The organism is Sinobaca sp. TMA16-18 (assembly GCF_059510535.1).
On the sequence record NZ_JCAKFM010000004.1, the window covers coordinates 151,039 to 177,521 of the forward strand.

Annotated in this window: 27 protein-coding genes; 8 read left to right on the forward strand and 19 right to left on the reverse strand. The window is 46.8% G+C overall.

All coding sequences use genetic code 11. The features are described 5' to 3' along the window. Window positions 1–77: 77 nt before the first annotated feature. A complete protein-coding gene (gene rlmD / locus AC5W14_RS09180) occupies window positions 78–1,463 on the reverse strand; it encodes a 23S rRNA (uracil(1939)-C(5))-methyltransferase RlmD (RefSeq protein ID WP_496194190.1) in 1,386 nt (461 codons plus the stop codon). Window positions 1,464–1,618: 155 nt separating this feature from the next. On the opposite strand from rlmD, the gene AC5W14_RS09185 reads away from it, so the two are divergent. Beyond that, complete coding sequence (locus tag AC5W14_RS09185) at window positions 1,619–2,188, forward strand: sugar O-acetyltransferase (RefSeq protein ID WP_496194191.1); 570 nt, start codon at window positions 1,619–1,621, stop codon at window positions 2,186–2,188. 18 nt (window positions 2,189–2,206) lie between these two features. Here the strand turns inward: AC5W14_RS09185 and AC5W14_RS09190 are convergent, their stop codons facing one another. Continuing rightward, window positions 2,207–2,644, reverse strand: coding sequence for a hypothetical protein (locus AC5W14_RS09190; protein WP_496060326.1), 438 nt, complete (start codon window positions 2,642–2,644; stop codon window positions 2,207–2,209). Between the two features lie 13 nt (window positions 2,645–2,657). Beyond that, window positions 2,658–3,161, reverse strand: coding sequence for a GNAT family N-acetyltransferase (locus AC5W14_RS09195; protein WP_496060325.1), 504 nt, complete (start codon window positions 3,159–3,161; stop codon window positions 2,658–2,660). Between the two features lie 270 nt (window positions 3,162–3,431). Here AC5W14_RS09195 and exaC point away from each other — a divergent pair, with 270 nt between their 5' ends. Both exaC and AC5W14_RS09205 read left to right on the forward strand, forming a co-directional pair. Beyond that, window positions 3,432–4,955, forward strand: coding sequence for an acetaldehyde dehydrogenase ExaC (gene exaC, locus AC5W14_RS09200; protein WP_496060324.1), 1,524 nt, complete (start codon window positions 3,432–3,434; stop codon window positions 4,953–4,955). Between the two features lie 143 nt (window positions 4,956–5,098). After that, window positions 5,099–5,473 (forward strand): DUF779 domain-containing protein, encoded by a 375-nt coding sequence (locus AC5W14_RS09205; protein WP_496060323.1) that lies wholly within the window; start codon window positions 5,099–5,101, stop codon window positions 5,471–5,473. Between the two features lie 177 nt (window positions 5,474–5,650). Here AC5W14_RS09205 and putP read toward each other — a convergent pair whose 3' ends face one another. Continuing rightward, window positions 5,651–7,123 carry a sodium/proline symporter PutP gene (gene putP, locus AC5W14_RS09210; protein ID WP_496194192.1) on the reverse strand — a complete coding sequence of 491 codons (1,473 nt, stop codon included), beginning with the start codon at window positions 7,121–7,123 and terminating at the stop codon, window positions 5,651–5,653. Then, window positions 7,120–7,242, reverse strand: coding sequence for a hypothetical protein (locus AC5W14_RS09215; protein WP_496194193.1), 123 nt, complete (start codon window positions 7,240–7,242; stop codon window positions 7,120–7,122). Before AC5W14_RS09215 ends, putP begins: the two co-directional genes overlap by 4 nt. Window positions 7,243–7,488: 246 nt before the next feature. Between AC5W14_RS09215 and AC5W14_RS09220 the strand changes: the two genes are divergently transcribed. After that, on the forward strand, window positions 7,489–8,010 hold the full coding sequence (locus AC5W14_RS09220) for a hypothetical protein (protein ID WP_496194194.1): 522 nt from the start codon (window positions 7,489–7,491) through the stop codon (window positions 8,008–8,010). 12 nt (window positions 8,011–8,022) lie between these two features. Then, complete coding sequence (locus AC5W14_RS09225) at window positions 8,023–8,607, forward strand: GNAT family N-acetyltransferase (protein ID WP_496060319.1); 585 nt, start codon at window positions 8,023–8,025, stop codon at window positions 8,605–8,607. Window positions 8,608–8,640: 33 nt separating this feature from the next. Here the strand turns inward: AC5W14_RS09225 and AC5W14_RS09230 are convergent, their stop codons facing one another. Both AC5W14_RS09230 and AC5W14_RS09235 read right to left on the reverse strand, forming a co-directional pair. Beyond that, complete coding sequence (locus tag AC5W14_RS09230) at window positions 8,641–9,534, reverse strand: diacylglycerol kinase (RefSeq protein ID WP_496194195.1); 894 nt, start codon at window positions 9,532–9,534, stop codon at window positions 8,641–8,643. 62 nt (window positions 9,535–9,596) lie between these two features. Beyond that, window positions 9,597–10,499, reverse strand: a complete 903-nt coding sequence (locus AC5W14_RS09235) for a helix-turn-helix domain-containing protein (protein WP_496194196.1) — start codon at window positions 10,497–10,499, stop codon at window positions 9,597–9,599. A 390-nt stretch (window positions 10,500–10,889) separates the two neighbouring features. On the opposite strand from AC5W14_RS09235, the gene AC5W14_RS09240 reads away from it, so the two are divergent. Further along, window positions 10,890–11,186 (forward strand): hypothetical protein, encoded by a 297-nt coding sequence (locus AC5W14_RS09240; protein WP_496194197.1) that lies wholly within the window; start codon window positions 10,890–10,892, stop codon window positions 11,184–11,186. 48 nt (window positions 11,187–11,234) lie between these two features. Here the strand turns inward: AC5W14_RS09240 and gatB are convergent, their stop codons facing one another. From gatB to pcrB, 7 genes are all read right to left on the reverse strand, one after another. Then, entirely contained in the window at window positions 11,235–12,668 is a 1,434-nt protein-coding gene (gatB, locus tag AC5W14_RS09245; protein ID WP_496060315.1) for an Asp-tRNA(Asn)/Glu-tRNA(Gln) amidotransferase subunit GatB, read from the reverse strand. Between the two features lie 13 nt (window positions 12,669–12,681). Continuing rightward, window positions 12,682–14,139 (reverse strand): Asp-tRNA(Asn)/Glu-tRNA(Gln) amidotransferase subunit GatA, encoded by a 1,458-nt coding sequence (gene gatA, locus AC5W14_RS09250; protein WP_496194198.1) that lies wholly within the window; start codon window positions 14,137–14,139, stop codon window positions 12,682–12,684. Between the two features lie 13 nt (window positions 14,140–14,152). Further along, complete coding sequence (gene gatC / locus AC5W14_RS09255) at window positions 14,153–14,443, reverse strand: Asp-tRNA(Asn)/Glu-tRNA(Gln) amidotransferase subunit GatC (RefSeq protein WP_496060313.1); 291 nt, start codon at window positions 14,441–14,443, stop codon at window positions 14,153–14,155. 110 nt (window positions 14,444–14,553) lie between these two features. Further along, window positions 14,554–15,741 (reverse strand): CamS family sex pheromone protein, encoded by a 1,188-nt coding sequence (locus AC5W14_RS09260; protein WP_496060312.1) that lies wholly within the window; start codon window positions 15,739–15,741, stop codon window positions 14,554–14,556. Between the two features lie 36 nt (window positions 15,742–15,777). Beyond that, window positions 15,778–17,784, reverse strand: coding sequence for an NAD-dependent DNA ligase LigA (gene ligA, locus AC5W14_RS09265; RefSeq protein WP_496194199.1), 2,007 nt, complete (start codon window positions 17,782–17,784; stop codon window positions 15,778–15,780). Between the two features lie 20 nt (window positions 17,785–17,804). After that, on the reverse strand, window positions 17,805–20,030 hold the full coding sequence (gene pcrA, locus AC5W14_RS09270; protein ID WP_496194200.1) for a DNA helicase PcrA: 2,226 nt from the start codon (window positions 20,028–20,030) through the stop codon (window positions 17,805–17,807). A 76-nt stretch (window positions 20,031–20,106) separates the two neighbouring features. Continuing rightward, window positions 20,107–20,793 (reverse strand): heptaprenylglyceryl phosphate synthase, encoded by a 687-nt coding sequence (gene pcrB, locus AC5W14_RS09275; protein WP_496060309.1) that lies wholly within the window; start codon window positions 20,791–20,793, stop codon window positions 20,107–20,109. Window positions 20,794–21,043: 250 nt separating this feature from the next. Between pcrB and AC5W14_RS09280 the strand changes: the two genes are divergently transcribed. Then, a complete protein-coding gene (locus tag AC5W14_RS09280) occupies window positions 21,044–21,685 on the forward strand; it encodes an ABC transporter ATP-binding protein (protein WP_496060308.1) in 642 nt (213 codons plus the stop codon). After that, window positions 21,678–22,457, forward strand: coding sequence for an ABC transporter permease (locus AC5W14_RS09285; RefSeq protein WP_496060307.1), 780 nt, complete (start codon window positions 21,678–21,680; stop codon window positions 22,455–22,457). The genes AC5W14_RS09280 and AC5W14_RS09285 overlap by 8 nt, the downstream gene beginning before the upstream one ends. Before the next feature lie 32 nt (window positions 22,458–22,489). Here the strand turns inward: AC5W14_RS09285 and AC5W14_RS09290 are convergent, their stop codons facing one another. The 5 genes from AC5W14_RS09290 to AC5W14_RS09310 form a co-directional block, all read right to left on the reverse strand. Further along, window positions 22,490–23,821, reverse strand: coding sequence for a TrkH family potassium uptake protein (locus AC5W14_RS09290; RefSeq protein ID WP_496194201.1), 1,332 nt, complete (start codon window positions 23,819–23,821; stop codon window positions 22,490–22,492). 102 nt (window positions 23,822–23,923) lie between these two features. Next, entirely contained in the window at window positions 23,924–24,721 is a 798-nt protein-coding gene (locus AC5W14_RS09295; protein ID WP_496060305.1) for an urease accessory protein UreD, read from the reverse strand. Continuing rightward, window positions 24,711–25,349, reverse strand: a complete 639-nt coding sequence (gene ureG, locus AC5W14_RS09300) for an urease accessory protein UreG (RefSeq protein ID WP_496194202.1) — start codon at window positions 25,347–25,349, stop codon at window positions 24,711–24,713. The genes AC5W14_RS09295 and ureG overlap by 11 nt, the downstream gene beginning before the upstream one ends. Window positions 25,350–25,367: 18 nt before the next feature. Beyond that, window positions 25,368–26,042: an urease accessory protein UreF gene (locus AC5W14_RS09305; protein WP_496060303.1), complete on the reverse strand. Its 675-nt coding sequence runs from the start codon at window positions 26,040–26,042 to the stop codon at window positions 25,368–25,370. Next, on the reverse strand, window positions 26,032–26,481 hold the full coding sequence (locus AC5W14_RS09310; protein WP_496060302.1) for an urease accessory protein UreE: 450 nt from the start codon (window positions 26,479–26,481) through the stop codon (window positions 26,032–26,034). Before AC5W14_RS09310 ends, AC5W14_RS09305 begins: the two co-directional genes overlap by 11 nt. Window positions 26,482–26,483: the final 2 nt, after the last annotated feature.

The following is a 26,483-nucleotide window of genomic DNA, read 5'->3' on the forward strand; positions in this document are numbered from 1 at the left end:
CTTTCTGCAGGCCATGCCTCAGCAAAAAGATAAGACCATTCTTTTATCTTCACCGATGTCTGGAAATTCTTTATTTTTTACTGTTCTACTCTTGAAACTGATGCTACACACTCTATATGCGTGGTCTGCGGAAACATATCCACAGGCTGTACTTCGTTAACTTCGTACGCTCCGCTTTCCGTTAGATACTTCAAGTCCCGGGCCAAAGTGGCCGGGTTACAGGAGACGTAGACAATTCGTTCGGGCTTCGTTTCAAGCATCATATCAAGCAGCTTGTTGTCACAGCCTTTCCGCGGCGGATCGACGACTATAACATCTGGGCGCAGGCCGTTTGCTTTGGCCCACCATGGGACGACTTCTTCGGCTTCCCCTATCGCAAATGTTACGTTCTCAAATTGATTCAAACGGGCGTTGCGCTTCGCATCCGCAATCGCTTCCGGCACAATGTCTACGCCGTGCACATGCTTCGCTTTTTGGGCAAGAAACAGCGAAATCGTTCCAATGCCGCAGTACGCGTCTACTACCGTTTCATGGCCTTTCAGATCGGCATATTCAAGCGCCTTATCGTATAGTACCTTCGTCTGATCCGGATTCACCTGGTAAAATGAGCGTGCTGAGATCGCAAACGAGATGTCTCCTATATGATCGTAAATATATTCTTCTCCCCACAGCACGTTCGTTTTATCACCAAAGATTACATTCGTGCGCTTTGGATTGATGTTGTGAATAATCGATACCGTTTCCGGTATGTCTGCCTGGATTTTTTCGATCAGCTTTTTCTTATGGGATAAGGTTTCATCTTTTGTGACAAGTACAATCATCAGCTGGCCGGTCGTTTGTGCATATCGGGCCACCACATGCCGGAGTGTGCCGCGGTGTTTGTCTTCATTGTAAGACGTAATTCCAAGCTCGTCGGCAATATTTTTAACCGTCTGCACGGCCTGGTCGTTGTTTTCCTGCTGAATCATACAGGCATCCATGTCCATAATCCGGTGGGAGCGCTGCTGGTAGAAGCCGGCTTTTAAATGGCCGTCCGGCTTTGTTCCAATCGGCACCTGCGCTTTGTTGCGGTAATGCCAGGGCTCCTCCATGCCAAGTGTTGAATGAACAGTTACGTCAGACAGGCCGCCGAGACGGTTTAAAGCTTCCACTACCTGCTTATGCTTGTACTGCTTTTGCCCGCTGTAGTTCATATGCTGCAGCTGGCACCCGCCACAGAGTTTATAGATCGGACAGGGCGGCTCCACCCGGTCCGGGCTTTCTTCGATCACATTAAGCAGACGGCCGAAGCCGTAGCCTTTTTTCGTTTTAATGACTTTTATTTCAGCAGTTTCGCCGGGGAGGCTGTTTGGCACAAATAATGTATAACCATCCACCTTTACGACGCCTGCACCTTCATGGGTTAAATCTTCTATAGTTGCCGTAATGGTCTCGTTTTTCTGTACGGGCAGCTCGTTTGTCATGTGATGCCTCCACTCATTAGTCCTATATTCTTTACAGATTGTATCATATCTTATTCCATTTGGATTTGTTTGTGTTCTTTATGAGCGGTCTTCTCTTTTGAAACAAGCTGCGGTAGGATAAATAAAGAGATCTTTATGAAGAAAGGACGTTACATATGAAGACAGAAAAAGAAAAAATGCTGGCTGGGGAGCTTTTTCTTCCACACGACAAAGAGCTCTCCGAAGAGCGTATGAATGCGAAACTGGCACTGCGGATGTACAATAACATCGGCGTGGAATATCCGGAGAAGCGTCTGGAGACGATCAAGCAGATTTTCGGGTCCACGGGTGAGGCCGTCCGGGTTGAATCCGAATTCCGATGCGATTATGGCTACAACATTCATGTCGGGGACTCTTTTTACGCTAACTTTGACTGCGTCATGCTTGATGAAGCGCCTATCCGATTTGGCAGCGGCGTTATGCTCGGTCCCGGCGTGCACATTTATACCGTAAATCATCCACTTGATGGAGAAGAGCGGGCCACTCTTCATGAATACGGCACCCCCGTCACTGTAGGCGACAACGTCTGGATCGGCGGCCGTTCCATTATTAATCCCGGTGTTACCATCGGAGACGGTGCCGTCGTTGCATCCGGTGCGGTAGTTGTAAAGGATGTTCCCGCTCATACCGTTGTCGGCGGCAATCCGGCACGCGTGATTAAACAGACGAAAAAGCAGGAAGGCTGATGACCTTCCTGCTTTTTGCTATTTATTTTGTTCGCTTTCTTTCCATTTCGTGTAGCTTGTGTCCTGCTCGAGCGGCAGATCGTGGTCGACCGCAAATTTCTCAACATCACGGTACAGCCCGGTATCTTTAAACCGGCGCAGGCGGATCGTTGATAAATTTTTTCGTTTAATCAATGGAAGAACTTTTCCACCCGGAGCATTTTTTAAAAAGATGCCGGTGACGTTTTTCGGATACACTACCCTGGTGAAGATCCGTTTCTTCAATAAATACGTATAACACGTCATCGTGTTATTTTTAATCTTCACATGCTGGTGAAGAAACATCGACAGTACTGCGACAATACTAATCAGTACAGCCGGAATAATAAAGGCAGGATCTGTTAACAGCACGATGGCCCAGACCGCAGCCAAAAGAATAATGGGTTTTACAAGATTATAACCAGAGTGATACGTCATCCTTACTATTCACCTACTCTATTCCTACAATTTTACTTCTGCGCTCATATAATAGCACATCTCTCCATACACCGTTAAGCCTTCCTATTTTTTCCCGGCGTCCAACTTCCCGGAATCCGGCATTTTCATGGATACGTATGCTTTCAATATTCTCCGGCATAATGCCGGCCTGAAGCGTCCAGTAGCCTTCACGCTCGCTGATATAGATCAGCTCTTTCATCAGGCGTGTGCCGATGCGCTTGCCGCGTCCTTCATCATGTATATAAATGCTGGTCTCCCCCACGCCTTCATAAACCGGCCTGTTTGAGGTAGGAGCGAGTGCCACCCAGCCGAGCACTTTTCTCGTCTCTTCTTCCACTGCTGTAAGCCGGCAGACAAGATCATGTGTCGCTGACCAGATTTCCCAGGAAGGCGTTTTTGTTTCAAACGTTGCTTTCCCGGTCTGAATCCCCATATCGTATATTTCCCTGACTTCCGGCCAGTGCTCCTTATGGAGCCGTTCAATTTCAATGTTCATTATGTTCAGCCCCTTACGTGTCCCATTCTTTACTCTTCTATTATAGAAGAAATACGCTTCTGCGACAAATATCACCGTTTTTCCAGGTGAAGCGGCTGAGGGACTGTTAATATTCATTTATAACTTATTGATAATAGGCAGATAGAATATTGTTTTAAAAAGGAAAAATATGTGATAAAATTCTACATGTAATCGCTTCCATTATCGTATTCTACCGATTTACAGTTTTGTGTATCACTATCACATTTATGTAAAAGGAGAGGAAATCGCATGCGCTATGAAAGCCCGAACACAAAAGGAAGTCTTGTTCAATTTAAGGATCGTTATGACAATTTTATAAATGGGGAATTCAAAGCTCCCGTCAACGGGGAGTATTTCGATAATGTATCCCCTGTTACCGGCAAAGTATTCTGCCAGGTAGCCCGTTCATCCAAAGAAGACGTGGAACTTGCCGTCGATGCAGCAGAGGCGGCAAAAGATGCCTGGGGTAAAACCTCGGTGGCAGAGCGCTCGAAAATACTAAATAAAATCGCAGATCGCATCGAAGAAAACCTGGAAATGCTTGCCGTAGCAGAAACATGGGACAACGGAAAAGCTATCCGTGAAACACTTAATGCCGATATTCCGCTGGCAGTCGATCACTTCCGTTATTTTGCCGGGGTTATCCGTGCTCAGGAAGGCCGCTTAAGCCAGATTAATGATGATACTGTCGCTTACCACTTCCATGAGCCTCTTGGTGTTGTAGGTCAGATCATTCCATGGAACTTCCCTATTCTTATGGGAACGTGGAAAATCGCGCCTGCGCTGGCTGCCGGCAACACCATCGTACTCAAGCCGGCCGAGCAGACACCCGCTTCGATCATGCTTGTTATGGAATTAATTCAGGACCTGCTTCCTCCTGGCGTATTGAACGTTGTTCAGGGATTCGGCGTTGAAGCCGGCAAGCCGCTTGCCACCAACAGCCGGATTTCCAAAGTCGCCTTCACCGGTGAAACAACGACCGGACGTCTGATTATGCAGTATGCGTCAGAGAATATTATTCCGGTTACACTGGAACTGGGAGGAAAATCCCCGAACATTTTCTTTAAGGATATTATGCTCGAGGATGATAAGTTCCTGAATAAAGCAGTAGAAGGTATGGTATTGTTTGCCCTGAATCAAGGGGAAGTATGTACATGCCCGTCCCGTGCCTTGATTCATGAAGACATTTACGATGAGTTTATGAAACGTGCCCTCGAGCGCGTAAACGCTATTAAAGTCGGCCACCCGCTTGATACCGATACGATGATGGGCGCCCAGGCTTCCCAGGAACAGATGGAAAAAATTCTATCGTACCTGGATATCGGTAAACAGGAAAATGCCGAGCTTCTTACAGGCGGCGGCAGGCAAAAAATGGACGATGAAGAACTCGCTGAAGGCTTCTATATTGAGCCTACTGTCTTTAAAGGACACAATAAACAGAGAATTTTCCAGGAAGAAATTTTTGGACCGGTTCTTTCTGTTACGACCTTTAAAACAGATGAAGAAGCAATGGAAACCGCCAACGATACCCTTTATGGATTAGGCGCCGGTATCTGGACTCGTAATATTACGACAGCCTACCGCTTTGGCCGCGGCATTCAGGCCGGCCGTGTCTGGACCAACTGCTATCACGATTACCCTGCACACGCAGCGTTCGGTGGATACAAGAAATCCGGTATCGGCCGTGAGAACCATTTGATGATGCTTGATCACTACCAGCAGACAAAAAACATGCTTGTCAGCTACAGTGATGACGCGTTAGGTTTCTTTTAAACACCCGCAGCAGATTATACGGGCCGCCTTCCAGAAATGGGGGCGGCCTGATTTTCTTTCTGGATGAAAACGTGTACAATAAGACTATATCCTTTTTCTTCTGTCCCGCGATTAGACCCTATTTTCAAGAGAGGATGGTTAATATGGCTGTGGATAAAGTAACCGCAACAGATGCCACGCTTGAACTGATGGAATCACTCAAAAAACGGCACGGTGAATTGATGTTTCATCAATCCGGAGGCTGCTGTGACGGCAGTGCACCAATGTGTTTTGCAGCGGATGAATTCAAGGTCGGAGACAGTGATGTATTACTTGGAAAAATCGGCGGCGCGCCTTTCTATATTTCAAAGGACCAGTATGAGTACTGGAAGCATACCCAGCTCATTATCGATGTAGTGGACGGCCGGGGCGGTATGTTTTCCCTGGAAGGCCCGGAAGGCAAACGGTTTTTAACCCGCTCCCGCGTGTTTACAGAAAACGAACGCGAAGAGCTGAAAAAAGAAGCATCCATCGTGTAAGAAGACTGAAAGAGCCTACCCGCTCTTTCTTCTACATAAAAGAATACAGCTGAAGGAGGCCCCTCTATGCACTGGTTTGTTATTATTACAGCAATTACTGCCATAGGCACCGGTATTTTCGCTTTTGTTAATATTAACCGCGGCTATTAAAAAACCGACCCTCACGGGGTCGGTTTTTTACATGGCGTCTACTTTATCAAATTCCTCTATTATTTCTTTATGCGGCGGCTTTTGCATCAGGCTGACCACAATAATGGCAATTCCCGCAAAAAGGAATCCCGGTACAAGCTCATACAGGGCAAAAATACCCTCTGAAGGAATGGCCCATAAAATGACAGTACCTCCTCCTGTCAGCATGCCTGCCAATGCGCCTCCCATCGTTGTGCGGCGCCAGAACAATGCCAGCAGCAGGACAGGGCCAAATACAGCCCCAAACCCTGCCCAGGCGTACTGTACCAGTTCGAGCACGGTGCTGTCCGGATTGTAGGCCAGCACTGTTGCGATCAGGGCGATCGCTACTACTCCTATTCTTCCAACCCAGACGAGCTCGAGGTCGCTTGCTTTCGGCCGCAGATAGCCTTTGTAAAAGTCCTCGGCCAGCGCGCTCGAAGAAACAAGCAGCTGCGAATCAATTGTACTCATAATCGCAGCCAGAATAGCAGCCAGCAGAAAGCCGGAAATCCATTCATTAAATAACAGCTGCGAAAACAGAATAAATACCGTCTCGTGAGAGCCATCAGCAAGCGCTCCTCCCGCTCCGGCAGCAGAGAAGTAGGCAATGCCTACAAATCCTGTGAAAATGGCACCAAATAAGGAAAGCACCATCCACGTCATACCGATTAGCCGTGCTTTTGGAATTTCTTCTTCTGAGCGGATTGCCATAAACCTCGTAATAATATGAGGCTGGCCAAAATAACCAAGCCCCCAGGCGAGCAGGGAAATAATACCAATCGCAGAGGTGCCGGCAAACGCATCTAAATGCGTAGGATCAACGGTTCCAACCGCTGAGATGGTTTCCCTCCAGCCGCCCAGCTCCGAAACGGCCACAAATGGCACAATGACGAGAGCGAGAAACATAATGATTCCTTGAAAAAAGTCCGTCCAGCTGACGGCAAGAAACCCGCCCAGGAACGTGTACGTAATAATGACCGCCACCCCTATCCAAAGAGCGGTCGTGTAATCCCATCCAAAGGAATTCTGAAACAGCGTAGCTCCCCCGACCAGACCGGAAGACGCGTAGAAGGCAAAGAAAATAAGTATAAAGACAGCGGAAACCATCCGCAGGAGCTTGCTTTTATCCCGAAAGCGATTTTCCAGAAAATCCGGAATTGTAATAGAATCATTGGCCACTTCCGTATAGCGTCTAAGACGCCGGGCCATAAACTGCCAGTTTAAGTAGGCACCGACGGCAAGGCCGATCGGGAGCCAGATTTCACTCATTCCCCCTAAATACATTGCTCCCGGCAGCCCGAGCAGGAGCCAGCTGCTCATGTCCGAGGCACCGGCGCTCAACGCAGCGACTGCCCCGCCAAGCTTTCTTCCTCCTAATACATAATCGGAAAGATTGTTCGTCATTTTGTAGAAAATAATACCGATTGCGAACATGCCGACAAGGTAAATTAAAAACGTAACTAGCGTTGGTATCGTCACTTTCCATCTCTCCTCTGCTTTCTTTTATCTGTCACAAACGTAATGCAGGAGAGAATAATAAGAATAGGCATCGGAACCAAAAGCCAAAACCAAGTCGCTGTTGTTAATGTTTCTGTCATATTATGTCCTCCTTTTATCTTACTGCTTTGTAATGCAGGAAAAGTGCCGGTCATGAACTATTTTATGTAAAAGGTATTTTTTATTCTGTTGTCCGGTAGACACCGCAGGTTTTTTGGCACTGCTTAATATTTTGCCCTATTTTGCCTGCGTCTGCAACTTTCTCCTATATTACAAGAAATGACATATTTCCCCCTTAATATATGGTAATATAATGTTAAAACATAGGAAAGCAAGGGAATGTACATATGAAATGGATGACAAGTGCTGCACTTATCTGTTTTCTCAGCCTGCCTGCTGCTTCTGCCGGTGCGGCATCCCCCGAACAGGAAGGATTTTTTTCTTCTTTTATGAACCAGATGTTCTCTTCCGATGAAACCGAACCGGAAACAGAAGAAGCTGATGACAGATGGGCAGAAGCCCAGCTTGAGGTGGAAGACGAGGAAAATCAGACGGAAGAAGAACGCTTACACGATTTCGACGAGACGTGGGCTTCTTTCCCCTCCAGCGGCCAGGCTCCGGCTTTGACGACACCGCTGACTCTTTTCACAGCCGCTTCTGCTTTCACCAACGGCTTCACAGAGCCGGAAGCACCTGAATCAGCTGACGCTGTCAACACCCCAGTTGCGGAAGAGCAAACAAACAGCAGCTGGGATTCTTTTGATGAACAATGGGACGATTTTGGCAGTTCTTTTGATGAGGCCCGTCAGGAAGAGGATGCTTCAGAAGACGAACCGGTTCTTTTTCAAGAAACGGAAGAAACGAATTAGGAGGTATCCCCTATGCTCCGCCGAACCCCGACACTTTTCAAACCTTTTCCAATATTAGAGACCGAACGGCTTATTCTGAGACGTCTGCAGCAGACCGATCTCCGGGATGTATTTGAATATGCATCCAACGAGAACATCAGCCGCCAGGTATTGTGGGAGGCCCATCAGTCACTGCGGGAATCACAGCGGTTTCTGGACTATGCTTTTGAACGGTACCGCCGGGGGGAAATGGCCCCTTTTGCGATTGAGCATAAAGCAGACAAAAAAATGATCGGCACCATTGATTTTGCCTGGTGGGAACGCGGAAACGGAACGGTTGAAATCGGATTTGCCCTAGCTGAACCATACTGGGGACTCGGCCTTATTTATGAAGCAGCCAGTGCCTTGAGTCAATTTGCTTTCGAACGAATGGGTGTTACACGCATCGAAGCCAGATGCTTCGCTGAAAACACCCAGTCGATCCGCGTCCTCGAAAAAATAGGTATGACGTATGAAGGCACACTCCGGCAGCGGCTTTTGGTTAAAGGGGAACGGCGGGACGTTCATATTTACAGTATTCTTCATCAGGAATGGAAGCAGAAGAAACGGATTCAGTAAAAAAGGAACTCTTGGAAGAGTCCCTTTTTTGGTTTATTTCACTTTCGGGCTGAACATTTCAATATGATGATGAAGGTTAAAGAATTCACATGGCAGTTCCCCGCCGTGCTCACCGTCCAGATTGAGCTGCATATCACCCTCTACTTCAATCTTCACGCGGCTGGCTTTCACATACATGACGCGTTCATGATTCAGGTGTTCTGCATTCAATGCCTGCGTGCCTATTTTTACTAACTCGGCCAAATTGGTTTTTTTGATTAGAATAACATCAAATTTCCCGTCATTGTATTTAGCTTCCGGCAGCAGCTTTTCAAAACCGCCTACCGAATTGGTATTTGCGACAAGAAACAGCATAATTTCTCCTTCAAACACTTCATCATCGTACTCCACTCTTACTTGCTGTGGATGCAGGTCGCGGAGCTTTTCGAACCCTTTTAAATAGTAGGCAAACTGCCCCATCATTGTTTTCAGGCGGCTTGGGGTATCATACGTTAATTCTGTCAGCTTGCCTCCGGCTGCGATATTAATAAAGTACTTGTCGCCGACTTTCCCTATATCGACAGGCTGGGTATAGTCGCCGCAGAGTACATCGCATACGCCTTCTATGCCGACATCGCTGATACCAAGTGCCCGAGCCATATCGTTTGTCGTACCGGAAGGAATCAGGCCGAGTTTGGGCCGATGTTCTAGATCAGCAATGCCGTTTACGACTTCAAAAATCGTCCCGTCCCCGCCGGCTGCTATGATCACGTCAAATCCGTCCAGCGCAGCCCGCCGCGCTTCCGACTTAGCGCATCCTTCGGCTTTTGTCATATGGGCAGATGTCTCATACCCGTTTTGTTCCATGCGGTCCAATATATAAGGCAGGTCTTTTTTCATCTGTTCCCTGCCGGATGTAGGATTATATATTACTCTTGCTCTTCTCATTGCAGTCTCCTTATTATGTGGTTTACTATCCCATACCCTAGATGGCGGTATTTTGAAACAGTCTACATGGTAAGATGCAGTTTATTAATTGCGGCTCTTTGAAAATTTAAATAGTTATATTCAACAAACTCATAAAATCCTTGCTGCTGCTTTATTTTAAAAACATCCATTGACTGACGCATCTCTATTAAAGCAGTTTTTACTTTGTTACTGTAATAGTAAGATAACCCTTGCTGATAATAGAGTTCTCCTAATAAAAATAATGAATTAATTTTTAAACAAACAGCAATTCCTTTGTTCGACATAGTAATTGAATGTTTATAATTTTGCATTTTAAAACTAGTTAAACTTGAATTATAATACACTTTTATAAGTTGAATATTTGTATCAATTTTTGGAAACTTCTCACACATTTTATGTGCTTTTTCATAATAAAAATTGGACTCTTTGTAATTTTTTAATTCTGAATTCATGATACCTAATGTAATATGGAGTTCTATATCTGTTACAGTTATTGTTTTCTTGGAATTTGTTTCAATTTCCATTGCTAAATGAATTAATTCAAGAGCTTCCTCTTTTTCTTCAGTTAAATGGAAATGACAAATCGCACGCTTCCATAATAAAAATTTCTTATGGGCCGGTTTTCTAAATAGCGGATTTTTTAATTCTTGTTTTACAATTTCCAGAGCTTCATTATATTTAGTCAAACTTACTAATTCTTCAATATTTTTCTTTGTTTCCTCGATATAATTAAACCGCGGGGCTTCATTCTCATTTAAAAAATACGTAATATCTACTCCTAGTCTAACTGCAAGCTTATTTAATATATCTACCGTCGGTATGGTTTGCCCTAATTCAATTTTAGATACGTTTCTTTGAGAACATATATTTTCTGATAATTCTCCTTGAGTAATATTATAGTACTCTCTCAAATCTTTTAATTTTGGACCTATATTATTACTCATCTTTTTTTCTCTCCTTATAGAACTATAGTTCTATTAAAACATAAAAACATTAGGATATGCTATTTATATTGTTAATTATCTAATGAGATCGCTTCTAAACCAAAATGCACACATTTACAAATTATGAGAGGATATTATTAGTAAGATTTAACTTATGTTTAGGGAGGATTAATGGATGAAATTACTAAAAACAGTGAGCACTCTTGCTTTAATTGCTGCTTTTTTTGCAACAAGTGGTGATTTTTCAGCACTTGTAACTTTACCGCATATCCATTAAGTTTTATCTCTCTTAATTTGTTTTCATACCACCAAGTTTTTTTACCCCCCTTTTAATCCCCTGTGCTGCAGGGGATTCTTTTTTTCATTACGGCTGGCAAGGAGAGTGATTGGATGGTTTTGGATAGAGAAGGATTTATGGCTTTATTTTTTATGAAGGAGCAGGCGGCGCGCGATAAAGAAACAACTCGGGCCCTGCTTGAGTTTGTTTTCTATGAAACGCCGAAATACGGACCGGACATGCCTTTTATTGAATTAATGGCTTACGTCTGGCTTAAAGATCATCAAGTCGTGCGGGAACTTGCTGAACAAGAACCGGCGTTGGAAGGTTTTGTGGATATATTTGACCAGAGCGATGAAGCCGACTTTGCTTTCATGACCGACCGGGTTAAACAAGCAATTTTCTCCTGACTCACAAAAAAAGAAGCAGCCGCCGCAGCGATTGCTTCTTTTTTCTATTTAACGGGCTTCCATGCCCTCTTTAATTAATTTGTTCACGAGCTGTGGATTCGCTTTTCCTTTGGTTTCCTTCATCGTTTGGCCGACGAGGAAGCCAAGTGCTTTATCCTTCCCGTTTTTAAAGTCTTCGATTGACTGCTGGTTGTTATCTAAAATCGTATCCACGATCGACTTAAGCTCGCCTTCATCTGAAATCTGGACAAGGCCTTTGTCTTTAACGATCTGTTCCGGATCGCCGCCGTTTTCCATCAGTTCAGCAAATACGGTTTTGGCAATCTTGCTGGAAATCGTGCCTTCTTCAATCAGTTTGATCAATGTTCCCAAAGCTTTAGGCGTCATCTTGATATCCTGAAGCTCCATGTTGTTGGCATTCAGGTAAGCATTCACTTCTCCCATGAGCCAGTTGGACGTCTGTTTGGCATTAACGCCCTGGTCTATTGCTTCCTGGAAAAAGTCCGACATTTCCTTGGACTGGGTGATTACACCGGCATCATAAGCCGGCAGATCGTATTCTTCAATATAGCGGACTTTTCTCGCATCCGGAAGCTCAGGAATCTGCGCTTTGATTTTATCAATCCAGTCCTGGTCAATCAGTAACGTCACCAGGTCAGGCTCCGGGAAGTACCGGTAATCATCGGATCCTTCTTTAATACGCATCAGAACGGTTTCTTTTTTACTGTCATCCCACCTTCTCGTTTCCTGAAGAATTTCTCCTCCGGAAAGAAGCTCCTGCTCCTGGCGGATTTCTTCAAAAGCGAGACCCTTCTGGACGTTCGTAAAGGAATTCAGGTTTTTCAGCTCGGCTTTTGTACCAAATTCCTCCTGGCCTGCGGGACGAAGGGATACGTTGGCATCGCAGCGAAGAGACCCTTCTTCCATTTTGCAGTCTGAGACTTCCGTATACTGCAGGACAGCCTTCAGTTTTTCCAGGTAGGCATAGGCCTCTTCCGGTGTACGAATGTCCGGCTCTGATACGATTTCAATCAGAGGCGTGCCTACACGGTTGAAGTCTACAAGAGAATGCTCGCCGAAGTCATCGTGTGTCAGCTTTCCTGCATCTTCCTCCAGGTGAATACGGGTGATGCCGATTCTTTTTTTGTAGCCTTCTACTTCGATTTCGATCCAGCCATGCTCTCCGATTGGTTTATCAAACTGGGAAATCTGGTAGGCTTTTGGATTATCCGGATAAAAGTAGTTTTTGCGGTCAAACTTTGTTTCTTCTGCAATTTCGCAGTTCAAGGCTATTGCCGCTTTCATGGCATATTCCACGGCACGTTCATTTAGTACCGGCAGAACGCCGGGATGACCGAGGCAGACCGGACAGGTCTGTGTATTCGGAGGTGCACCGAACTCGGTTGAACAATTACAAAAGATTTTTGTATTCGTTTTTAGCTCTGAGTGGACTTCAAGTCCAATGACCGTTTCAAATTTCACAATAGTTCCCCCCTTACAATTCCGCTTTCGCTTTATGGTGTTCCGTTGCCTGTTCATAGGAATGGGCCACTTGATAAATCGTTTTTTCATCGAACGGGCTTGCAATAATCTGCAGGCCGACCGGCATGTTTTCAGAAAATCCGCACGGTACGGAAATAGCCGGTACCCCTGCCAGGTTTACTGGAATGGTTAATATATCGTTGGCATACATCGTCAGCGGATCATCTATCTGCTCGCCGACTTTAAACGCAACGGTCGGCGCTGTTGGGCCGATGATCACGTCATATTTAGCAAGTACATCGTCAAAATCATTTTTAATTAAATGACGGACCTTTTGGGCTTTTTTGTAGTAGGCCTCGTAGTAGCCGGAGCTTAAGGCAAAGGTTCCAAGCATTATACGGCGCTTGACCTCATCCCCAAATCCTTTGCTTCTCGTTTCCTTGTACATTTCAAGCAGGTTCTTGCTTGCGTCGTGACGAACGCCGAAACGAACGCCGTCAAAACGGGAAAGGTTAGCCGATGCTTCTGAAGAAGCAAGCAGATAGTATGCGGCTACCGCATACTTAGAATGGGGAAGAGATACTTCCTCCCATGTCGCGCCCTGGCTTTCGAGTACTTTTAACGCTTCGAGCACTTTTTCTTTAATTTCCGGCTGCACGCCTTCGCCGATATATTCTTTCGGCACAGCGATTTTCAATCCTTTGACGCCTTTTTCGAGATCTGCACTGAAATCCGGAAGTTCTACGTCGGCAGAAGTCGAATCTCTTTTGCAGTGACCGGCTATTTGCTGAAGAACTCTGGCGTTGTCTTCTACCGTACGGGTTAGTGGACCTACCTGATCTAAAGAAGAAGCAAATGCCACAAGACCAAAACGGGATACACGGCCGTACGTAGGCTTCATGCCTACTACACCGCAGTAGGAAGCCGGCTCACGGATAGAACCGCCCGTATCGGAGCCAAGAGAAAACATTACTTCTCCTGCGGCAACCGAAGCTGCGGAACCGCCGCTTGATCCACCCGGCACCCGGTCAAGGTCCCAGGGGTTGCGCGTGATTTTATAGCTGGAGTTCTCATTGGAAGAACCCATCGCAAATTCGTCCATGTTCAGCTTGCCGATATTTATAGAAGATGCCTTCTGCAGTCCTTCTACTACTGTTGCATCGTAGACAGGGATAAAGTTATCAAGCAGCTGGCTTGCGCAGGTCGTGCGAAGGTTTTTTGTGACAATATTATCCTTAATACCGCCCGGCAGACCAAAAAGCACGCCGTTGACACCGTCTGTACCGATAGCCTCATCCAGTTTTTTCGCATGCGCTCGGGCCTGTTCTTCGTTTAACGTGAGAAAGGCCTTTACTTTGTCGTCGACTTCATTGATTCGTTTATAGGAAGCATCTACTAGTTCAGATACTTTAACTTCTCTGTTTTCAAGCTTCTTATGTACGCTCGAAAAACTTTCTTCTAATATAGACATGGTCTTCCCCCCTTTACTCTAAAACTGATGGTACTTTCACCTGACCGTTTTCCTGATCCGGTGCATTTCTTAATGCGTCTTCTCTATTTAAAGAAGGTTCTACTTTATCTTCACGCAGTACGTTATGAATATCGAGTACATGCGATGTCGGCGAAATATGATCTGTATCCACTTCGTTAAGCTGCTCGGCAAACTCAATAATTTTATCAAGCTGCTCGGTAAATCGTTCTGCTTCTTCTTCAGAAACAGACAGCCGGGCCAGATGAGCCACATGCGTTACCTGTTCTTTTGTAATTTTATCCATTTTATTGTCACCTCCGGCTTCTTATGCTTTCACAATATACTGATGATACCAAATTAGCTGTCTCACAGCAACGCTGGGGCAGGCGGCCCCCTGAAGCAGGGAGCCGGCTTTTAGTAAATATGGGTATAAGGATCTTCCCCGGATTCTCTCACAATTAATGCTTCCTGCCCCTGAGTGGAATTAATTTCTATTTCAATTTCCATTTCAGAAGGAAAGCGGGCTTCCATGCGGTCTACTACAAACTGGGTGAATGCAATAACTTCTGTTTTGCTGTAAAAGCGGATAGGAATTTCGATATTTAGTTCTCTCATTTCCCCATTCTGGTAATAGCCTTCTCCTACTACGCCGGTAAAGTTTTCAAAGAAATTATTAATATCGGCCTGGAAGGAGTCGAATGCTTCAGCATCCGAACGCTGGGCTTCTGTGGCTGCACTGGAAGGGAATAAGTAATGGTTCTCATCAATCTCAGTCCAATTGCCTACATCGTTGCCAGGCTGTGCTATCCCGGTCGCAATAAATTCACCCGGTACCGATGCATCCCTTGGAGCTTCCCGGAAAACCGAAAACATAATGGGTACATCTTCGAGTACCCCGTCCCCGCGCTCTTCACTGCGAAGGCGTTCAGTGATCTCCTGGGCTATACGTTCGGCATCCTCCAGGCTCGTTTCCCGATCGATCGTTTCCTCCAGCCAAGGGCCGTAGGAACCATCGTCCAGCTCTTCCCGGAAATAATACGTACTATTCATGGAAAGGCCGATCATTACACCGCCTGGCTCATAATCCCCGCCGTCTTCGACCATGTAATTATGCTCGATAAGGTTTGAGAGCGTTCTTGGCGAAGCACTTTCCCTGGCTTCAAAATCATCGCCGCCTCCAAGAGCCGGGTTTAGGCCGTCCGGGTTGCCTTCTTCATCATCTGACGCATCTTCCTGGCGGCTCAGCCAGCTGTTTAATTCATCTCTCGTAATATAGCGGCCTTCCCGGAAAAAATAATCATCCTGGCTGAATTCATCTACAGCAATTTCCTGCATGCCCGTTTCCAGACGTTCCAAGTCCAGACGATTGTACGTCATTTCCGTACTGAATCCGCGTGACTGTCCGTGCACATACTGCCCGTCTTCGAGGATGCTGCGGTAGTATTCATCCAGGCCTGGAATATCAGGGCTGACTTCTACTGTCGTTTCCTCTTCCTCCTGGTTTTCCTCCGGGCTTTCTTCTTCATCTGAAGACATTCCCGGAAGGCATCCGGAGAGCAGCAATACAGCAGATATTCCGACCAAGCCTGTTTTTCTCCACATATCTTTCATCTCCCTATTTGAATCGGCCGTGCTTTATTAAACAGCATCCGTTTCCTTTTTAAAACGAGCTTCGTTCCACACTTCGACAGAGAGTTCTTCCGCTTTCGCCAGCTTGGAACCTGCATCTTCCCCGGCAATCAGAATATCTGTTTTCCGGCTCACGCTGCCCGTCACATTTCCGCCAAGCTTTTCAACGATTTCCTGGGCCTGCTTCCGGGAATAGTCTTCCATTTTCCCGGTAAGCACGACGGTTTTGTCTTGAAGCGGTGATTCTTTTACCGCCGACTGTTTTTTCGGTCCTTTGTACTCCATATTAACGCCGAGGCGCTTTAGTTCAGACAAAAGCTCTACTGCTTCCTCATTATCGAAAAAATTCACGATCGAATCCGCCATCTTTTCACCAATCTCAAAAACGGCGAGCAGTTCTTCTTTAGACGCCTTCATCAGACCGTCCATGGACTCAAATTCCGCCGCCAGCGTTCTGGCGGCTTTTGCGCCTACAAGAGAAATGCCCAGACCGAACAAAAGCTTTTCCATCGAGTTGTTTTTTGAAGCTTCAATGGCTTCCAGTAAATTCTGTACGGATTTTTCGCCCATTCGTTCCAGTTCCAGCAGCTTTTCTTTTTCCAGCTTGTATAAGTCCGCAATACCGTGAATGAGTTCATGCCGAAACAGCTGAAGCACAACTTTTTCTCCAAGGCCGTCGATATTCATCGCTCCTCTGGACACGAAATGAATAATGGCTTCTTTCAGCTGGGCCGGACACTGCGGATTAATACAGCGCCTGGCCACTTCGCCTTCGAGGCGGACGAGCTCGCTTTCGCATGCCGGGCAGTGGATCGGCATGACGAAATCTTTTTCTTCACCGGTTCTAAGCTCGGTGAGCACCTTAACGACTTTCGGGATAATGTCGCCGGCTTTTTTGATAATAACTTTGTCCCCCAGCTTGACATCTATTTCCCTTATCAGATCCTCATTATGAAGCGAGGCCCGTTTCACGGTCGTACCTGCCACCTGGACTGGTTCAAGCACAGCGGTCGGCGTCACAACGCCGGTACGGCCGACTGATAGAATAATATCTTCAAGCGTCGTTACTTTTTCTTCCGCCGGAAATTTATAAGCCGTCGCCCAGCGCGGGCTTTTCGCTGTAAAACCGAGCTTCTGCTGCTGCGACAGCGAATTGACTTTGATCACGATGCCGTCCGTTTCGTAGGAAAGACCCGTCCGGGTATCCGCCCATTCTTCCACATAGGCAATAACGTCTTCGATCGTTTGGCAGTGCCGGCTCTCTGGGTTTGTTTTGAAGCCCAGTTCCTTCATGTATTCCAGCGACTCCAGATGAGAAGGCAGGCCGCGGCCTTTGTCATCGGCAATAGCATACAGGAAAATGTCCAGGTTGCGGTTTGCTGCGATTTTGGGATCCAGCTGGCGGAGTGAACCCGCAGCGGCGTTTCTTGGATTGGCAAATGGCTCTTCGCCGTTTTGTTCTTTTTCTTCATTTAACCGCTCAAATGACTTTTCCGGCATGAAAACTTCCCCGCGCACTTCAATATTCACACGGTTATCCAGGCGGAGCGGAATCGAACCGACGGTCCGTAGGTTATTGGTTATATCTTCCCCTGTCGTGCCATCGCCTCTTGTTGCCCCGCGTACAAATCGTCCTTTTTCATACGTTAAAGACACGGCAAGGCCGTCAATCTTCAGCTCGCAGATATATTCGGCCGGTTCATCCAAATTCTGCTGAACGCGCCGGTCAAAATCACGGAGATCCTGTTCATTAAACGCATTACCCAGGCTCATCATCGGAATCTCATGCTGCACTTTCTTAAACGAATCCAGCGGAACTCCGCCGATGCGGACCGTTGGTGAATCCTCTGTCTGCAGCTCCGGAAATGCTTCTTCTATATCAACCAGCTCTTTTAATTTCTCGTCGTACTCCGAATCGGGAACAATCGGATCATCGAGCACATAATAATGGTAGCCGTATTTCTCAAGCAGCCTGCGTAGCTCCGCTGCTTTTTCTTCTGCTTGTGCCTGCTGCATCGTTTTCTCCCTTTCCTTGCTTATTCCTTTGTAATTGGAGCAAACCGGGCTAAAAGCCGTTTGATGCCGTCTTTAGGAAATGCAATATCCAGTTCCATATCCTCGGCGTCTCCTTTGACACTGACAACGGTGCCGGTTCCCCACTTTTTATGGGAAGCCTTGTCTCCTACTTTCCACCCAAGCTCCGATCCGCCCGTTTCGGCCTGAACCGTATGCTTTCTATCCGCTACAGCTGCCTGGCGCCGGCGTTCATACGGTGACAGCTTCTGCTGGAAGGAAGGCGTCAATGGTTTGTCCTCTTCCATGCCTTCAAGCAGTTCTTTCGGCAGCTCACCGATGAACCGGGATACAGGGTTGGCCTGGGTTTTACCGTACAGCTGTCTCATCTTGGCATGGGTGATAAACAACTCCTGCTCGGCTCTTGTAATACCAACGTAAGCCAGACGGCGCTCTTCTTCCATCTCCTCTGCTTCAAACAACGAACGGCTGTGTGGGAAAATCCCTTCTTCCATTCCAGTAATAAACACGGTCGGAAATTCCAGTCCTTTTGCAGAGTGGAGGGTCATCATTACGACGGCACCTTTTTCTTTTTCCTCTTCGTCCGGTGCATTAATGTCGGATACGAGTGCCAGATCGGTTAGAAAGCCGATAAGTGATTTATCTTCTGCATTTTTTTCAAAGTCTTTTGTTACCGATAAAAATTCATCGATGTTTTCCATCCGGCTCTGCGCTTCAATTGTCTGTTCTTCTTTCAGCGCCTGACGGTATCCCGTTTTTTCCAGGATCTCCTCTACGAGCTCCGTGACGGAAAGGTATTCCTGCATCTCTATCCAGCCGGCCATCTGCCGGGAGAAATCAATTAATTTTTTGGATGCTCTGGCGCCGAGACCGATCTGGTCGGCGTCCTGAATCGCATCAAACATTGTGATGTCGTTTCCTGCAGCAAAATGGGCCACTTTATCAATGGTAGCCGCGCCGATTCCCCGTTTAGGCACGTTAACGATCCGTCCAAGGCTGATATCGTCATTCGGGTTTGCAATCGTACGAAGGTATGCGAGCACATCTTTGATTTCTTTTCTGTCATAGAACTTGGTGCCGCCGATCATGTTGTAGGCAATGTTGGATTTCACAAACATTTCCTCTATCATCCGCGACTGGGCGTTCGTGCGGTATAAAATAGCGATATCTGAATAATTGCGGCGCCCGCTGTTAACTTCGTCTCTTATTTTTTCGATGATGTATGCTGCCTCATCGCGCTCATCCGTGGCGTGGTAATAACGGATGTTTAAGCCTTCATCATTATCGGTCCAGAGGTTTTTCGGCTTTCTTCCTGCATTATTGGTAATCACCGCATTCGCAGCCTGCAGAATTTTCTTGGTGGAGCGGTAATTCTGCTCCAGCAGAATCGTCTTTGCTTCTTCGTAGTCGGATTCAAACGAAAGGATATTTGAAATGTCGGCTCCGCGCCACTTATAAATGGACTGATCGGAATCCCCTACGACACAGATGTTGTGGTGTTTTTCAGCGAGCATCTGCACGATCGTATACTGTGCTTTGTTTGTATCCTGGTACTCATCTACATGAATGTACTTAAATTTACGCTGGTAGAATTCCAGCACTTCCGGCACCTGACGGAACAAACGGATCGTTGTCATAATCAGATCGTCAAAATCAAGCGCATGGTTGCGGCGCAGACGCTTCTGGTATTCGCTGTATACTTTTGCCGCTGTTTCTTCAAACGGGCCATACGCGCGTTCTGTCAGCTTTTCCGGAGATTCAAGCACGTTTTTGCTTGATGAAATAACACTCAGCATACTGCGGGCATCGAATTTTTTGGAATCAATATTTTCATCTTTCAGGATCTGGCGGATCACGGAAAGCTGATCGGTACCATCTAAAATAGAAAAGTTGCGGTTGTATCCGAGCCGGTCGATGTCTCTGCGCAGGATGCGGACACACATGGAGTGAAACGTGGACATCCAGATATCTTCCGCTACCGGTCCGACCAGTTTCCCGACCCGGTTCTTCATCTCCCGTGCCGCTTTATTCGTAAACGTAATCGCCAGAATAGCATAAGGCGGGATGCCCTTTTCTCTCATTAAGTATGCGATCCGATGGGTTAGTACTCTTGTTTTTCCACTTCCTGCGCCGGCCATTACAAGCAATGGACCGTCCGTATATAGAACGGCTTCTTTTTGTTCGGGGTTCATGCCCGCGAGCATTTTTTCAATTATTTCTTTTTGCATGCCGATTCCTCCGTATTAATCAGGATAACGATTTGAAACAAACGTGCCGTTTCATTTACCTGCCCCTGGTATCGTTTTATTTTTTTACTGCTTTCACTGTGGAAAGAGCGGCTTTCATGTTTTCATAAATAATATTGCCTACGACAATTGTGTCTGCAAAAGCGGCCATTTCTGCGGCTTCCTCTTTCGTCCGGATGCCTCCCCCATAGAAAAAGCGGGCCTGCTCCAATGCTGCGGCGGTTTTTTTTACGGTTTCTACAGGGCCCAGTACTCCGCTGTACTCAAGATAAAAGACGGGAATGCGGAACAGCTTGTCTGCAAGCTGTGCATAGGCCAGAATATCTTCCTCGTCCAGGCTGTTATTTACGCCGGTGCGTCTGGCTGCTTTCGAATCCGGATTGGCGATACAGTACCCTTCCATAATCATCTCTTCCCATTGTATCAGAGGACCGAGTGCTTTAAGCGCTTCGTGATGGGCTCCGGTGATCCACTTCGGGTCACCTGCATTCAGCACGCTCGGAATGAGGTAATAATCAAATCCCGGCGTTACTGCCTCGAGTTCTGATATCTCCAGGGCACACGCGACCGAATACCTGCGGATTCTGGCCAGAAGATCGAGCGTGTTATCAAGCGTCACACCGTCGGTTCCGCCTACGATGACTGCATCCGTTCCCGATTCACAAAGCTTTTCCAAATTTTCGTCCGATATTTCTTTAGCGGGATCTAATTTAAACACATGCTGCCATTCTGTATATAAAAGCATTTCTGCTCCTCCAAATTCACGCTTCAAAGTAATAAGTCTCAGCCATTAATTATACCAAAACCAAACGCATATTCCTAAGATAATTTCACCCGCCGCTGCAGAGAAAGCCTTATCATTTACCGCTTTTCTCTTTCCGGCGGCTTTTAGTCCCAGGAGCTCTGCGCGCAAAGCCGAATGTTCGACACGTTTGTGTTCCTGCTTTATACTTTTTTCGTTCTATGTAAAAATAAATACCTGAAAGGAGCCGCTTATGTTCACATGCCAAAATGTACAGTATAAAGATATCCTGCAAATAGACAGCCTTACGATAGAGAGCGGTGCCATCACCTGTATTGTCGGAGAAAGCGGCAGTGGAAAGTCTACTTTTTTAATGCTTCTTAACCGTATGATCGAAGCCGACCGCGGGGAGATCTCTTACAATGGAAACCTCCTTTCTTCGCTTGATCCGGTTATGCACAGGCGGGAAGTCGCGATGCTTCCCCAGCACCCGGTGTTATTTGGGGAAACGATACGTGATAATGTTAACGCCGGCCGACGGTTTGCCGGCAAACCATCCGCTGAAGATGAAGCCATTAAACTAATTATGAGCGATTTTTACTTATCTAAAGACCTGGAAACCGAAGCGGAAACTCTTTCCGGAGGAGAAAAGCAGCGGCTCGCGCTCGTAAGGGCTGCTGTATTGGACAGCCCGGTTCTCCTGCTCGATGAGCCGACTTCTGCTCTCGATGACAATCTCGAGCATGAAGTGATGGATCGTTTTGTCAGCTGGGCCCGCCAGCATCAGAAAACCATTATTTTTGTTACCCACTCCCGTTCTATCGGTGAAACATTTTCTGATACATTAATCGACTTTAATCAATATACGCTGCAGGGAGGTGCGCTCAATGGATGACGGCATGATAAGCCTGACCATTTACCAGCTTCTCGCAGCCTATGTGTTTATTATTCTGCTGCTTGTTATCGTACGCATTCGAAAAATACCGCGTGATAAAGAGATTCTTATCGCTACGCTGCGCATGACCATTCAGCTCCTTATTGTAGGCTATGTGCTCATGTATTTATTTGAGAACCCGCACCCTCTTTTCACTATTGGTGTCGTATTATTCATGACGGCTTTTGCTATTCATAACGTTCATAAAAGAGTTCGCGGCACATTGAATAAAGAGCTGAAAAAAGCAGTGGCTGTCTCTATCAGCGTCGGCACATTGACCAGCCTGGTTTACTTTAACTTTATTGTCATCCAGTTTTCTCCCTGGTATGACCCGCGCTACACGATTCCTATTGCCGGAATGATTATCGGCAATTCCATGACCGGCGTGACACTAGGGGTGCAGACGCTTCTGGACAATATGAAAAACCAGCGCCGGCAGGTAGAAGCCGCGCTTATGCTTGGGGCCGATCCAAAAGAGGCCAGCCGGGAAATTGTGAATCAGTCGTTTGATTCCTCCATCCTTCCGACCATTAATTCCATGGTGGGAATGGGTATCGTTTTTCTTCCCGGCATGATGACCGGCCAGATTTTAGCAGGCGCCGATCCGGTCACTGCGATTGAATACCAGATTGCGATTCTGCTCGGCATTACCGGAGCCGTTGCGCTTACCGTTATTATCTTTGCCCGGATGGGGTACAAAGTATTTTTCACGGAAAACAGCCAGCTGAAATAGAAAAAAATCTCCCGTTTCTGCGGGAGATTTTTTTAACCAGTGTATATATCCGCTCTTGGATAACGGACGTTTGATTTTTCCGTTCTTGCCAGGGCAAAAACGATGGTAAGCGGGCCGATTCGGCCAAAAAACATCAGCAGCATCAGAATATATTTGCCCGGCTCCGTCAGCTCATAGGTCAGCCCCATCGAAAGCCCAACGGTACCAAACGCTGAGAACACTTCGAATACGATCACTAAAAACGGCGCCTGTTCTGTGAGCGTTAATAAAAACAGAGCGGTAAATACAAGCATCAGGCTCGTCACCGTAATAATAAACGAGCGGGCAATAACGGCCTGGGGAATCGAGCGCTTAAACAGGACCGGCTCTTCATCCCCTTTAAAAAAAGTAATCATCGCCCAGATGATAACGACAAAGGTGGTTAATTTAATGCCGGAAGCGGTTGAGGCGCTCCCTCCCCCTATAAACATCAATAAAGACATTAATAAAGCCGTTCCTGGTTCTATCTGCGTGATGTCGATCGAGTTAAATCCAGCCGTTCTCGGTGTAACCGCCTGGAAATACGAAGCCCATATTTTATCGCCGAGTGATAAAGAAGCCATCGTGCCGGGATTATTTGTTTCCAGCAGAAAAATGATGACCGCAGCAGACGCGTTTACAATCAACGTGCCGATGATCATGATTTTGGAGTGAACCTGCAGCGACTTGAACCGTTTGTTTTCTATTACGTCATACAGCACGGTAAATCCAATACCGCCTGTAATAAACAGGCCGGTAATAATAACGTTGACGAGCGGGTCCCCAACGTATTTGGTAAGGCCGTCCGGCCATAGGGAAAAGCCGGCATTGTTAAATGCAGAGATAGAATGAAACAAACTCGCAAATAAGCCGTACCGCCATCCATACTCAGGCACCCAGTCAATCGCCAGAAGGGCTGCAGCGAGCGCTTCCATGCTGACTGAAAAAATAAACAGCACTTTCACGAGCTTAACGATGCCGCCAATGGACGTTTGATTAAAGGACTGCTGAATGCGCAGCCTTTCCTTCAGTCCAATCTTTCTACCAAGCAGAATAACAATCATCATCGCAACCGTTAACAGCCCGAGCCCGCCTATTTTTATTAAAATCATAATAACTACCTGGCCGAAAGTGGTATACACGGTTCCCGTATCCACCACAATCAGACCAGTCACCGTCGTAGCGGAGACAGCTGTAAATAGAGCGTCCGTAAAGCTTACCGGTTCAACCGCGGATACTGGAAGCAGCAAAAGCAGCGTGCCTGCCGCAATAGCCGCCAGAAAACTCAACGCTAATATCTGCGGCGGTGTCATATTAATTTTATGGCGGTGCATATACGATGCCATAAGGCAGCCTCTCTCTTCGTCTCATGCTTTCTATTTGAAAGATGTGTCAATTGTATACATATTAAAGACCCATTCACTATAAATGTAAATGGGTCTTTATGACTATATAAAATAAGCAGCTGCGTGCTGCCAAAGCTTTTTTAATGCTATTAAATCTGAAGAGAGGATCCGCATATGAATAATATTATATTCCGGCTTTGTTACGGCAGCGCGCGTTCCTTCCGGAATCGACAGATAACGTTGGAACGTTTCTGCCTCTATCTTTTCTGCCACCGCCCCAGCGGCCCAGAATGATGCATAGTAGTCGCTCCCATCCAACACGCCTATATGATGGGGATGACAAACATCCGGCTCCAGACGCAGGCGGTCCAGGCATTTAAGTTCCTGGTCCATCCATAGAGTAAAAGAAGTATCCAGCTTCTGATACTGCCAGGCTTCCCGGCGTTCCCGCCGTCCCGGGGTTAATATCTCCCCCCAGATTATTGAGGCCTTCTCGTCCATCTTTACTATAGTCCGGCTTGTAAAGGACGCATCTTTATACGGAATTAATGTGTCCGGCTGCAGAATGAGAACGGCTCCCTTTTCTATATTCACCGAAAATTCCTGAATCGTATCCTGCGCTTTCGTCTGCGGGTATACTTTTACCGCTGACTGGGGAATCAGCGTCACCTCCGCGTCTTCTTCCAAATAAATGCGGTAGATGTACGTATCACCCGACACCATTCCGCCGGAAGTCTCCACTAAGTAGGCCACCGCCCGTTCCGGGCTGTCCGGATAAAGCATCCGGCTTACCTTGAGCGGCGGCGACTGATAGGCATCTTTTAAAATCGTGCGTCCTGATTTACGTGAAAACCGAAGATCCAGCTCTCCCTGAAGAGCCAGGCTTGTCTCAGGCCCCACTTTTCACTTCAGCATCAAGCTTGACGTCTTCGAGCAGCAGTGAATGGCGGATCCAGGAAATAACCCCATCCAGGCCCGATCCATCTTTTTGGTTAGCAAAGACGAAAGGTCTTTTGCCTCTGGCATTGCGTGCATCCTGTTCCATCATCTCAAGGTCCACCCCGACGTAGGGAGCCAGGTCTTTTTTATTGATAACGAGAAAATCCGAACGTGCTACACCCGGTCCACCTTTACGGGGGATGTCCTGGCCTTCCGCTACATCTGTTACGTAAATAAACCCGTCTACAAGCTCCGGACTGAACGTCGCTGATAAGTTATCACCGCCGCTTTCAACAAAAATGATATCCAGACCGGGAAATGATTCATTCAGTTCATCAATGGCTGCGAAGTTCATGGAAGCATCTTCACGGATAGCCGTATGCGGGCATCCGCCCGTTTCTACGCCGATGATGCGCTCTTCCGGAAGCACGCCGTTTTTTGCTAAAAACTGGGCATCTTCTTTTGTGTAAATATCGTTGGTAATAACGGCTATATAGTAATCTTCATGCATTCTTCTTGTCAGTTGTTCGATTAAAGCTGTTTTGCCGGATCCCACAGGACCCGCCACTCCAATACGTACTGGACTCATTTCTGAACCTCTCCTTTATTATGAGCTGAATAAGCGTACTTTAATATGTTCGTGTTCCATGGAAGCAAGTTCTATGCCAACCGCCTGATTTCTTACATCTGCAAGCGACAGCTCTTCTACTGCTGCAGCTGCTTTTATGACGGAAGGAAGAAGCGCGGAAATCGTCCGCATGCCGCTTTTCTGTCCCAGAGGAACTGCCCGGACGGCATTGTGTACGAGCGATGTCGTGGTTGAATACAAAAATCCCGTTACGGCTTCCTTTGTGCCAATATTTGTCTGCAGCATATAGAGGGCGTAGACGACACTGTAGTGACGTCTCAGCTGATGAGATTCCATCGTTCTTTTTAGTTCATCGGCCGCCGCCTGCCCTTCTATAGATTCCACCGTCTGCAGAAACTGGCTGCCCATGCGCAGGCTTGCTTCTTTTGTTTCTCTTGCGATTTTCACAGCGTGTGCAACGGCTCCGGCATAAGCAAGGCTTTCCCCGGTGCCGTTCATAATTTCCTGAACGATAATGGCATCACCGTAGACGACATTTTCAAACAAGTAGGATTCACAGAACGCAAGAAGCTCACCGCCGTTTGTAATCCAGTCTGCCTGAATATAGGTTTCCATCCCAAACGACTGCGTATACGATCCAATCGGAAACGCACTGTCATGAAGCTGCATCAGCTTCAAAAAATCAATGTGCATGCGCGTGGCCTTTATATTTGAACGGACGGTCAATCCGTCTCTGCTCCAGCTTATAGGCAACTCCTGTATCTTTAAAAATCGTTTCCAGTGTGCTGTCGTACCTTACGGTTATATTATCGTCTTCTACGAGGCAGGGCGTATGACGGTTGCCCAGTTCAAAAGCAACCTTTCCCATTTCCGTCATTGAAGCCGGCGTGATGACATATACATCTTCCAGCGTGGTGCGGACGGCAATCTGCAGATTCTCGTCTTCATACAGCAGGCCTCCCGTTTCCAAATGCTCACCCGCCTCCAGGGAAATAGAGATATCCCGTCCGGCGGCGGTATCTTTTCTTAAAATACGTTTAGCCAGCTCTTCCCACTCTACTTCCAGCCAGTCCACCTCTTTGGAAGAAGCATCTTTTTCATTAAATCGTCCAGCCATTTTTGTGATTTTCATAA